This window comes from Calditrichota bacterium (assembly GCA_014359355.1).
GTDB lineage: Bacteria > Zhuqueibacterota > Zhuqueibacteria > JANLFK01 > Oleimicrobiaceae > Oleimicrobium.
In genome coordinates, this window is the sequence record JACIZP010000186.1 from 1 (window position 1) to 6,730 (window position 6,730).

General features: G+C 62.6%; 6 protein-coding genes. All 6 read left to right on the forward strand.

The window, feature by feature from the left end:
- Positions 1–972 (forward strand): hypothetical protein (locus H5U38_08095; GenBank protein ID MBC7186978.1); only part of this gene is annotated, 972 nt, incomplete at its 5' end.
- Positions 973–1,007: 35 nt separating this feature from the next.
- Positions 1,008–1,886, forward strand: a complete 879-nt coding sequence (locus H5U38_08100; protein ID MBC7186979.1) for a hypothetical protein — start codon at positions 1,008–1,010, stop codon at positions 1,884–1,886.
- Positions 1,887–2,048: 162 nt separating this feature from the next.
- Entirely contained in the window at positions 2,049–3,017 is a 969-nt protein-coding gene (locus H5U38_08105) for a hypothetical protein (GenBank protein ID MBC7186980.1), read from the forward strand.
- Positions 3,018–3,851: 834 nt separating this feature from the next.
- Positions 3,852–4,319, forward strand: coding sequence for a hypothetical protein (locus H5U38_08110; protein ID MBC7186981.1), 468 nt, complete (start codon positions 3,852–3,854; stop codon positions 4,317–4,319).
- A 74-nt stretch (positions 4,320–4,393) separates the two neighbouring features.
- Positions 4,394–4,816 (forward strand): hypothetical protein, encoded by a 423-nt coding sequence (locus H5U38_08115; GenBank protein MBC7186982.1) that lies wholly within the window; start codon positions 4,394–4,396, stop codon positions 4,814–4,816.
- A 65-nt stretch (positions 4,817–4,881) separates the two neighbouring features.
- Positions 4,882–6,730: hypothetical protein (locus H5U38_08120; GenBank protein ID MBC7186983.1), on the forward strand; the 1,849-nt coding region annotated here is incomplete at its 3' end.

Below are 6,730 nucleotides of genomic sequence, written 5' to 3' on the forward strand. Positions count from 1 at the left end.
GCCCTTCTGGGCAGTGGGTTCGAGGTGGCGCTGGACAGCGAACAGGAAGTGCAAGGGGAGATGCGGCGCATTCGCATGCGCACTTGGCTGGACGTCAACGCGGACATGGAAGTCAGGGCGCATGAACTCTTCGCGGGCCTGGGCGCGCAGCTGGGAGGTGGGACGAGCGTCGGCCTCACGCTCCGGCGGCTTGTGCTCCGTGGCAGGTGCAACGCCTACGCGGCAGTCGAGGGGATCGTGGAGATGTCCGGTGGTGAGTATGCCTTCAATGACCCCTACGATCCGCGCATCGACTTTGCCAGGGGAGAGCAGAACAGTTTGCACCAGTCGTTCTTTGCGGAATATGTCGGTGAGGCTTGGGGCGTGCGCCTTGGGGCGGCGCACCGACTGGGCGAGCATTTGCACTTGGGGCTTGCCGCAACCCTGCCAGCTGAGTTGCACTTCAGCGGACGAGATTCCACCGTCAACAATCGCATCCCCTTCATCCGCATGGAAGAAGGGGCGGGTGGAGATGTCGAGGACCTCATCGACGCCACAAAGATCGATTTGGCGAAGCTGACGCTCACTGAGCGTCTGGCAAGCCGGAATGTCTTCACTCCAGAGTTGCGCCTGCCCGGCTCTGTGCAACTTGGCATCCTGTGGCAGTCGGCAAAGGTGGCTTTTTCTGCCCACGTTGCCTTGTATGCCGGCCAGTTGAGCCTGGCACTGAAACAGGGCGACGAGCGCGGGCTGCGCCTCCGCTACAGCGGCGGCTTTGGGCTTGACCTTCGCTACTTTTTCATAGCAATGAGCAGCGACCTGGGCGATGAGGTCAGGCCCAGAGGAAGCGAGGGTGCGCCCATGCGTAACGTTCCTGTGCCCAGGCTCAACCTTGGCGGCCGCGTGCCACTCGTTTCTGGCCTGTGGCTCACGGCATTGGTGGGGGTAGAGCCTACGCCGCTCCTGCGCCTCAGCGCCCAGTACGAGTTCTAAGGGAACAAGGCATGCGGCAAGGGGTGATCACCATAATGCTTGCACTACTTGCCCTATTCCTTGCGCCTGAGACAGAGGCGCAGCAGGTACAGGCGGTGCGTGGCGCGTATCTACTGTCTTCTGTCCCGCCGCCCAGGGCGAAGATCGGCGACACGCTTGTTGTCTATCGTATGGCCGAGCAGGAGCTGGTGGCTGTGGGAAAGGTTGTGATTGACGAGCTCCCGCGTGGTTCTGCTATCTGTCGGGTGGCAAGTGAGGTCGCGCCGTACAAGGTGCAAGTCGGCGACTGGTTGGTGGCGCCGGATGGGCGAGTGCCGGTCGCAAGCCCCATGCCGGAAGCGGACCGAACAAAGCCGCAGGTGGCGGCAGTGCGAGGCGGGCAGGTAGTCATCGCCGGCTCATGTGTTCCGCGGGTTCCCGGAGACACCCTGGCTATTGCCCGGCGCAGCGACAGCGGGACGCAACCCATCGGCACAGCGCGACTCCTGCAGGTGGAGCCAGGCTACGCCGTAGCGGCCATTGTGAGCGAAAGCCCCAATGAGCAGATTCGCCCCGGGGATATGGTCAACTTGGCTGCGACAAGGATTCAGGAGGCCATAGCAGGGGCTCCTTCCGGCCCGATTCCGCGCGTGGCCAAGACGCGCGGCAAATACGTCTTTGTGACCGGCCTGCCCGAAGACTGGCATCCTGGTATGACCCTGGAGGTGATACGGACGCAAGGGGGGAGCACGAGAGTTATTGCTGCGGTCAGGCTCTCGGACAGGAGAGAGGAGCGCGGCATTGCGGTGCTGGTGAGGAGCGAACCAGGAGAAGAGCTGCAGGTGGGAGATCAACTGGCTCTGCCCGTGCCGTCGCCCCTCTCCAACGAGGACCTCGACACCTACTTCTTCGGCACCTTTCACCCGCGACGTTGACGGGGCTCTCGTAGGAAAAGCAGCCGTAAGCAGGGCAGTCAGCTGCGCGGTTGGCCTTGGATTCCTCGGCATCGCAAGTCAGGCCTGTACTGTCGTGAAGGCGGTGTTCTCGGTGCTCAGACTGCTCGGCGGCCCGGCTGCTGGTGGGGCTAGGGAGGTATCATGCAAAAGGACTTTCACTACTATGCGGTGATGGTGCTGGCGCACCTTGCCGGCTTTTCTCCGGCCGAGGCCAGAGTGATCGCCTACAGCTCGCAGTTCGTGGACGATTCCACCGATAGCGGCCAGGTGAAGGTCGGGGAATACTATTTCGACACCGTGCGCACCGCACACCTTGGCCTGCAATTCTTTACTTGGAACGTGCACAAGAAGATCTACTTCCCCTTTCATTTTGTCCCCGCCCTGCGTTGGGATGGCCAGTACTCGCCTTATGCCACCGCCGCGGATTGCGCCCTGTGCCGGTTGCCGGTGGAACGGGCCCTCGCCGAGCGGGGAGAGTTGAGGCTCTACCAGCTCGGTGTGGCGCTCCACGCCTATGCCGACTCTTGGGCCCACGAGGGCTTCTCTGGACGCCGCCACCAGGAAAACGACGTGCGGGCCCTGCGTCGCTACGTGGACGGTCAATGGCGCCGCTGCCGACGTGCCTGGGATGTGGTGTTGGACCTGTTTCGGGCCAGGGTTGGCCACTTGCAGGCCTACGCCTATCCTGATCTTCCCTTCGAGCGCTGGCGGTACGTCGACTACCGGGGGCGCACCTTCGAGCGGGATAACCCTGCACGCTTCTGCCAGGCGGCGCATGCAGTGTTCGAATGGCTCTGCGCGGCGCGCGGCACTCGCAAGGTGGGGGGCAAATGGGCCAGTGTCGAAAAGCGGCTCCGGGCGCTCTTTGCCGACGTGCCGGCTACGGGGCACGAGAGCCTCGCCGAACGCTGCGCTGCATGGGTGCAGACCTTCGCCGAAGCATTTGGGGGAGATGATGCAGGTCCCCACTACGACCACCGGGCATGGCGCGAGGAAGCCCTGCGCATTGCGCGCACCGGGGAGCTCGAGGGTTTTCTGCACACCCACTGGGTGCGCTTCCAAAGGGCCGCGCTCCGGCAGCGCTTCTTTGTGCTGGAGAGAATGATGTAGCGCTGGGGCTGGGGAAAACGCTCTGGCGCAGCCCCTGGAGTGGCCGCGCTGCGCGCCGATTTCCCGGCCAGCTGGTGGGAAGCCACGGCAGCTCGCACCGGTGCCCCTGGTGGACACGCCTCTGTGAGGGGACAACTGCACGGCCCCCTAATCCGCAGAACGGAAGGGCCCCTGTAGAACTGGAAGGTTGTACGCCGAGGCTGATGGTACTTCCCGGCTCTTTGCCTCTTGCGACCGTGGCCCCATGAGCCCGCTCGCAACCGGCACGGCTGGGTCGGGCCCCTTTGCGCTCGCGCGCACGCCCCCACAGGTTCGCCTCTCGAAAAAAGTCTTGACAAGAGGTCGTTTTTTTTTTTTTTTTTTTTTTTGGGCGCGGTTGTGACTGGAAGCAGGTTCAGCCAGGCTGGTGCACCTGGAGGGCCGATGGGCGATTGTGTTAGCCCGGGGCGCGCTCGCCAGATGAATCTGCTCGAGGAACCAATGGGTGCGGCAAAGGAGGGTGAGGCCACAATGGGGCCGGCCTTCTTGTCCTGGAACAACCACGGATGGCGCCTCCGGTCACCCCTGTTGGAACGGTGGTCGAGCAAACCTCCCGCCAGAGAGAGGGTTCGCTTGGGGCGTACCTCATCCTTCTTTCCACTCGGCAGGTGGTGCCGCCTCAGTTTGCAACCAGGCCCGCGCACAAGCCTTCGACGACCGATTCTGAGGCACGGAGCCTCCGGGCTCTGCATGCTCCTCGCCCTCTTCTGCTTCGCCTGTCGGCCTTCGGCGACCATGGCACAGCAACGCTCCTTCCGCATTCCTCCCGGTTGGTTGCACTTCTCAGCAGAGCGCGTGGTGATATCGTGTTGGCCAGGGCAGGTGCTGGTAGAGGGGTCATATGTGTTCCAGAACTTGCGCAAGGGCACTGTGGCAGCAACGGTGTGTTTTCCGGTGGCGGTGGATGAAGAGCAGGGATTTCCCTATGAATGCGAGGTGGAAGGGCACGAGTTCTGGACGAGCGCCGGCGACACAGCTCTCTTTTGGGCAATGAAGGTCAGGCCCGCCGTTGCGGAGACGGTCAGGGTGAGGTACCTGCAAGAGCTGCGCGGGCACAAGGTACGGTACATCTTGCGCACCACTGAGGCCTGGCCAGCGCCTGTTGGAGATGCGGAGTTCGTGGTCGCAGTGCCGGCCAGCTGGCAAGGGGTTGAGCTCTCCCTGCAGCCTGATTCTACATGGCAGGAAGGTGAAAGGCGTTTTTATCGGGTGAAGAGGAAAGGCCTGCGCGCTGACGTTGATCTGGTCCTTCACTGGCAATAGTGGCCTGGGCCGGCCGGGGAAGCCTATGTGGCGAGAAAGAGTGCGGGCCTGCAAGGGCCCGGGTCCGCAAGGCAATGTCGGTACTACTCGGGGTTGGGCTGCTGCTCGCCTTTGATGCCGCGTTGCCCGGCAAAGGCGCCCTGGGAAACCCCATCATCGTCGAGATGATATCCGCTGAGTGGACGGGCAACAAGTACTACCTCGTGGAGAGTGTTCTGCCGGGAATGAGGCCGCTTTGGGTTCCCTCTGGAGGTTGGTTGTACGAGATACGTGTAGAATGGGTTTCTTACTACAGCTGCCCCCGGTACCGCCTGTACAGGGATGGTGATGTTATCGCCGATGGAATCTGGCCCTATGAGACCGAGCCCTACTATGACCCTCAGTTTGGAGCACTTTGCAACGGGTGGTACCGATACTTTGATTGGGTTCAGGAAGGCGCATACTGCTATGAGGCGTATGGTTCTTGCAACGGAGCGGTTTGCGGAGAAGTGCCGTAAGGTGACTGTGGCGCCAAAGCCGGCCCAGGCTCTTGTAGCAGGGACCTGTAGGAGGGATTTGTCCAATGGGCAAGTGGGCGATACGCATTCTCGCTGGCGGGGCCGGCGTCGTCATGGCCGGGCACCTCGCTTGGGTTCACGGGGGTGAGGACTTGTGGACGGCATCGGGTCCCCGGGTGTTCACGGCGTACCGCATAGCCCAGAGCCCCGTCCGCCCTGAGGTGCTGCTGGTTCACACCGGAGAGGGGGGCTTGTTCATGACCAGTGACACGGGGCACACATGGCGCCAGCTGCTGGCCGACCCCTGGCTGGTGACTTTAGTCTATGATGCGTGGGACTTTGGGGACATAGTGATCTCTCCCCACGTGAAGAATCCTCTCTTCTACGGCGTATGGGGCGCCGTATATAGGAGCTGGGACGGGGGGCAAACGTGGCAGGCCACCTCCTCATTTCCCGCTGCAGTTCCCACAGTCATTCTGGTGGACCCTAAGCGCGCGGGCGGGTTGCTTGTCGGCAACGAGTCACCTGTGGGGGTTGTGTATTCGCAGGACGGCGGCAACCACTGGGTCCAACTCAGCGCAGGTCTGCGGTCGGGTCGCGTCCGGGACTTAGTAGGTGACGCGACGGCCGACACCCTGTTCGCCGCCACACGGGATGGCGTGTATCGGAGGCCATGGCCCCGCGGAGGTATTGGTGGTGATGCATGGACGGACATTAGCGGGGAGCTGGCGGGGCAGATAGCCTCCGCTCTGTTGCCTCCAGTTCCCGGTGGAAGGGGTCTTGTCGTGGGCACGCCCGACGCACTGTACCTGGGCGACGGCTGGGGCGGCTGGCGCAAGCTCGAGGGAATTCCGTTGGCAGATAGGTACCTTTGCCCGCGGGCTCTGGCGAGTGGGCGGATGGCGCCCCAGGCACTGTATGTGGGAACCAGCAAGGGTCTCTTCTTTACCATAGACGGCGGGTCCTCCTGGGAGGAGCGTAGCTCCGGCCTGGGAAACACGGGTATCCTTTGTATCTCGCCGGTGGATTCGACACGCCTGTTTCTCGGTACCTGTGACGGTCTCTACGCAACTTACGACGGAGGGAGGCGGTGGTACCGTCGTGGCAGTGAGCTCGTTGCCTCTCAGTGCCCATTCCTCTGCTTCGATACCACGAAGGCTCCATCGCGTGTGTGGGTGGCCACCGATCGTGCCGGTCTCTACTACAGCGACGACCATGGAGAGACATGGACAGACGCGGAGGCCGACGACGGGATAGTGTACGTGGCCGACATGGCAGTTGGGCCCGGTGTTCCGGCTAGGGCGTACGTAGCCGCACTCCAGAGTACCGGTGCACCACGCTACCTCGCCGATGTCTTGATGGCGAGCTCCGACGGTGGCCAGTCCTGGTACGACGCCACCGGGTCGTTGGCCGGCCTATTCCCCAGAACTGTAGTAGCTCACCCTCAAGACCCCGACTTGCTTTACTGCGGGACGCGCCTCGGGGGGTTCTTCAGGAGCAGTGACGGGGGGAGGACGTGGCAAGCAGGCAACGAGGGCCTGCCGCAGGGAGAGGTAGAGCTCGTCATGGCAGACCCTTCGGACCCGAGCCTGGTGTACGCTGGCGTCCGCTCCTCCAGCATCTGGGAGCCGCATGGTCTTTACAAGTCAACAGACGGGGGCCAGAGCTGGTCCTGTGCGCAGCCCAGCCTCTTGTCGGAAGAGTGGCACTTTGTCAGCGATCTTGCCATCAATCCGGCCAATTCACGCACCCTGTTTGCCACACTAGCGCTAACCCAGGGTGTTTACAAATCCAACAACCAGGGGCTAACCTGGCAAGCGGCCAATAGGGGGATTACGCTTGGAGATGGCCACCTTGTGCTTTCTGTGTGCATGGACCCAGTGGATACGAACATCGTTTACGCGGCGGGTACCG

Coding starts and splice junctions, on each gene's coding strand:
- H5U38_08105 (MBC7186980.1), top strand. CDS start 2,049: ATGCAAAAGGACTTTCACTACTATGCGGTGATGGTGCTGGCGCACCTT.
- H5U38_08100 (MBC7186979.1), top strand. CDS start 1,008: ATGCTTGCACTACTTGCCCTATTCCTTGCGCCTGAGACAGAGGCGCAG.
- H5U38_08115 (MBC7186982.1), top strand. CDS start 4,394: ATGTCGGTACTACTCGGGGTTGGGCTGCTGCTCGCCTTTGATGCCGCG.